The organism is Lysobacter enzymogenes (assembly GCF_017168095.1).
Lineage (GTDB): Bacteria > Pseudomonadota > Gammaproteobacteria > Xanthomonadales > Xanthomonadaceae > Lysobacter > Lysobacter enzymogenes_D.
Map to the genome: position 1 here is coordinate 1 of NZ_LXSD01000390.1, position 4225 is coordinate 4225.

At 71.3% G+C, this 4225-nt stretch carries 5 protein-coding genes; 2 read left to right on the forward strand and 3 right to left on the reverse strand.

The genetic code is table 11. The features are described from left to right. Positions 1-107: 107 nt before the first annotated feature. A complete protein-coding gene (locus tag A7A76_RS16045; RefSeq protein WP_206412130.1) occupies positions 108-659 on the forward strand; it encodes a GTP-binding protein in 552 nt (183 codons plus the stop codon). A 202-nt stretch (positions 660-861) separates the two neighbouring features. Here A7A76_RS16045 and A7A76_RS16050 read toward each other — a convergent pair whose 3' ends face one another. The 3 genes from A7A76_RS16050 to A7A76_RS16060 all read right to left on the reverse strand — a co-directional run bounded on the left by A7A76_RS16050 (position 862) and on the right by A7A76_RS16060 (position 2696). Beyond that, positions 862-1188: a hypothetical protein gene (locus A7A76_RS16050; protein WP_096380993.1), complete on the reverse strand. Its 327-nt coding sequence runs from the start codon at positions 1186-1188 to the stop codon at positions 862-864. Between the two features lie 133 nt (positions 1189-1321). After that, positions 1322-2242, reverse strand: a complete 921-nt coding sequence (locus tag A7A76_RS16055) for an NAD(P)/FAD-dependent oxidoreductase (protein ID WP_206412131.1) — start codon at positions 2240-2242, stop codon at positions 1322-1324. Further along, on the reverse strand, positions 2235-2696 hold the full coding sequence (locus tag A7A76_RS16060) for an Rrf2 family transcriptional regulator (protein ID WP_206412132.1): 462 nt from the start codon (positions 2694-2696) through the stop codon (positions 2235-2237). Before A7A76_RS16060 ends, A7A76_RS16055 begins: the two co-directional genes overlap by 8 nt. Before the next feature lie 437 nt (positions 2697-3133). Between A7A76_RS16060 and A7A76_RS16065 the strand changes: the two genes are divergently transcribed. Then, a partial coding sequence (locus tag A7A76_RS16065) for a DUF7507 domain-containing protein (RefSeq protein WP_206412133.1) occupies positions 3134-4225 on the forward strand: 1092 nt, incomplete at its 3' end.

Sequence of the window (4225 nt, forward strand, 5' to 3'; positions counted from 1 at the left end):
GAAGCCGCCGCCGCGCCATCGCCGCCGCGGCGCGCGCCCGACGCACGCGCGCCCGGCCTGCTGAGCCGGCTGGCGCGCCGTTTCGGCCTGAACCTGGGACGCGGGCAATGAGCGATCTGATCAAGCTGGCCTTCGTCGGCGACATGGGCGCCGGCAAGACCACCGCCATCCGCGCGATCTCCGACCGCGAGCCGATCAGCACCGAAATGCCGATCAGCCACGCCGCGCTGGGCGAGAAGACCCACACCACGGTGGCGATGGACTACAGCACCATCGAACTCGACGACGGCGAGTTGCTGCACGTCTACGGCGTGCCCGGCCAGCGCTATCTGGACTTCATGTGGCCGCTGGTGTGCGAAGGCGCGGTCGGCATCGTGGTGCTGGTCGCCGCCGACGGCGCCGACATGGTCGGCCAGGCCGACGCGATGCTGCGCGAGTTCGCCCGCATCGCCCCGGACGCGGCGTTCGCGGTCGGCGTCACCCGCGCCGACCTCAGCGACGATTTCGCCCTGCTGGAGTTCCGCGACGCGCTCGGCCGCCGCGGCCACCGCCTGCCGATGGCGCGCCTGGACGCGCGCGACGCGGCCCAGGTGGAGACGCTGATCCGCATGCTGCTGTCGTATCGCTATGCCGAGGCGAAGGTCAACGCGGTGGCGTGAAGTCTGCCGGCGGCCGCGCGCGGCGCCGGCTCAGCGCGCGGCCGCGCTGTCGACATGCGCGCGATCGGCGGCGCGCGACATGGAACGCCATCGGCACGCTCGCTGACCCGCAGCGAGGTGAGGGCGGCGGCGTTGGCGGACATCGACTCGGCCCGCGGCCGACGGCGCGGCGCGTGGGCGCGCAAGCCGGATCCGGCGCGTTTCAGGCCGCGCGCCGCGGCGCTGCCGTCCAGTCCGCGCCCAGCTCGGCGCGCACCGTTTCGCCCTGGCCGCTGAGCCAGCGCGCGACCCAGCCCGCCGCCGCCGCATCGGTGCGGAACGGCCGGCTGACGTGATCCTTGATGCCCAGATGGCGGCGGATCGTGGCGATCGCGCCGAGCCCGTCGCGCGCCGGCGCGACCGTGGCCAGCCAGGCCTCGCAGTCGTCGTCGGGCACCGCGACCAGATGCGCGGGGAAGATCGAACCGGCGAAGGGCGCCTCCCAATGGAAACCGGGCGGCAGTTCGTGCAGCGGCGATTGAGTGTCCATGGCGCGGACGCTAGAACGGCGGCGTCTCGCGAACTAAGACGCCGCCGCGCGCGCCGACGGCCGGAATCCTGCCGTCGTACTCGCGCGGGCGATTTTCCGCCGCCGGTTTCGTACCCGATTCGCGCAGCCGCGCTCAAGCCGCCAGCGGCTGGAACACCAGCGCCTGATGCGCCGACGCGCCCGCTGTGACGCCGTCGGCCGCAGCCCAGGTGGCGTTGTGCATCGCCCGGGCGATGTCGCCGGCGGCGTACACGCCGGGCACCGTGGTCTGGCGGCTGTCGTCGGTGCGCACGAACGGTCCCATCGGGCCTTCCTCGATCGCGCAGCCGAGCTGTTCGGCCAGTGCGCTGTTGAAGCGCACCCGGCTGGCGACGAACAGCGCATCGACCGCGGCCTCGCGGCCGTCGGCCAGGCGCAGCGCCGACAGCGCCTGCTCCTCGCCCGACAGCGCGACGATCGGCGCCGGTTCGATCGCCACGCCGCGCCGCGCGAGCTGCGCGGCGGCGTCCGCGTCCGGCATCGGTGCGCCGTTGAGGTACAGCGTGGTCGGTCCCCAGTCGGCGACCAGCAGCGCCTGATGCGCGGAGAAACTCGCCGAATGCAGCACGCCCAGGCGGCGCCCGGCGAACTCGTAGCCGTGGCAATACGGACAATGCAGCACGCTCTTGCCCCAGCGCTCGCGCAGGCCCGGCAGCGGCGGCAGCGTGTCGTTCACGCCGAACGCCAGCACCAGCTTGCGCGCGGCCAGGACGCTGCCGTCGTGGGCGATGACTTCGAAACCGCCGTCGACGGCGCGCGCGCTGGCGGCTTCGGCGGCGATCAGCCGCGCCGACGGATAGCGCCGCAACTGCGCTTGCGCGGCCGCGACCAAGGTGCGCGGGTCGCTGCCGTCGCGGCTGAAGAAGCCGTGCGCGGCGTCGGCGAAGCGGTTGCGCGGGCGGCCGGCATCGAGGATGCGCACCGAGCGCCGCGCGCGCGCCAGCTGCAACGCCGCCGACAAGCCGGCGAAGCTGCCGCCGATCACCACGGCGTCGAGCAGAAGATCGTCATGCATGGGCGTGCTCCAGATCGATGCTGTGTCCGGCCGCGACCATGCCGGCGTGGAAGTCGGCGCTCAGCGAGGCCAGGGTGACGCCGGCGAAGCGCTCCAGCAGCAGCGCCTGGGCCGCGTCGAAGGCGCCGTCGAGGGCGCGGTTGACCGCTTTCTCGACCAGGCAATGCGGCTGGTCGCTGCGGTGGCCGAGCGCGAACAGGCCCGGCGCGCCGATGCCGCGATAGATGTCGAGCAGGGTGATGGCCTCGAGCGGGCGGGCGATGCTCCAGCCGCCGCCGTGGCCTTTTTCCGAACGCACCAGCCCGGCCTGGCGCAGGCCGGCCATGGTTCGCCGCACCACCACCGGGTTGGTGCGCATGGCCCGGGCCAGGACTTCGGAGGTGACCGGATGCGGCGACTCGGCCATGTGCAGCAGCACATGCAGGACGCCGGAGAGGGAGCTGTTAGGTTTCATGGAACAAATAATGTTACGTGATGGCGGGCGTGTCAAACGGTCCCGCCGCAGGGCGCGACGGTGCCGTTTTTGCGTCGGCCGGGCGCGTTCCTTGAGCCGCAACAGGCAGACGCCACGGGCCGGCGACATGTCTCGCGGACGCCTAGACAGGCTCCAGGCTCCTGCGCGGCAAGTCGTGCCGATTACCGCCCTATCTCATTGATTGCCAAAGCCGGTGTCCCGCTCGGAGCCCGGGCTCGGACTCGGCCGCTCTCGATCTTGCGCTTGATTCTCAGCGTTCGCGCTCAGGTTCTGCGATCGCAATCTCTTTTTGGTGTCCGCTTCAGATATCGGACAGCGATGGAACGGGGGTGAGCGAACCAGGGGATGCTTTCGTGGCGGGATTTCTCTTCAAGCGTGCGGGTGCGGTCGGCGGCTGTCTGCGCCGGATCGTTCTTTTGGTCTCGTTGCTGGCAGGTGCGGGCAATGCCCTGGCACAGAACGCCACCAACAATGCCAGCGTCGCGCCACCTGCGGGCATCACCAACACCGGCGTCGCGTGCGCCGCGGCCGGCGGCACCTTCGACGACGCCACCGACACCTGCACCGCGACGGACAGCGATCCGATCTTCCGCCTCAACCTGCGCAAATCGGCCGGGACCGTCACCGGCCCGACCGCCGCAGGCGTGTATGCGGTGACCTACACCGTGGAGGTGATCAACAACACCGCCGCGGCCGGCACTTACGGCCCGATCAGCGATGCCCCGTCGTTCCCGGCCAACCTGCAGATCACCGGCGCCGCCTGGACCTGCACCGGCGGCTGCGCCGCGGGCACCGCCAGCGGCGCCGGCCCGTTCCAGCTCGCGGCCGCCAACACCGCGATCGCCGCCAACGCGACGCATACCTATGCGCTGACGATCAATTTCCAATACACCAACGCCACCGCGGCGGTCGCGTGCGCGGCCACCCCGACGCCGGGCCAGGGCTTGTACAACCGTGCCAACCTGCCGGACGGCGCCGAAGCCGATGTCACCGACAACGCCGCCTGCGTGAATCCCCCGCAGCCGCCGACTCCGTCGTTGGTGCTGACCAAGACGGCCGGCGCGATCACCGACACCGACACGCCGGCCAACGGCGCGGGCGATGTCGGCGACACGATCACCTACACCTTCGCCGTCCAGAACACCGGCAATGTCACCCTGACCAACGTCAATGTGACCGATCCGCTGTTGCCGAACCTGGCCTGCACGGCCGTGACCTTGGCGCCGGGCGAGTCGCAGACGCTGGCCTGCACCGCGGGCAACGTGTACACGCTGACCCAGCAGGACGTGAACACCGGTTCGCGCGCCAATACGGCGACCGGCACCGGCACGACGCCGGGTGGTGGAACGGTCACCGACACCGACGACGAGACGGTGACGATCAATGCCGCGCCGCAGCTGACACTGACCAAGACCGCGGGTGCGATCACCGACACCGACACGCCGGCCAACGGCGCGGGCGACGTCGGCGACACCATCACCTACACCTTCGCGGTCCAGAACACCGGC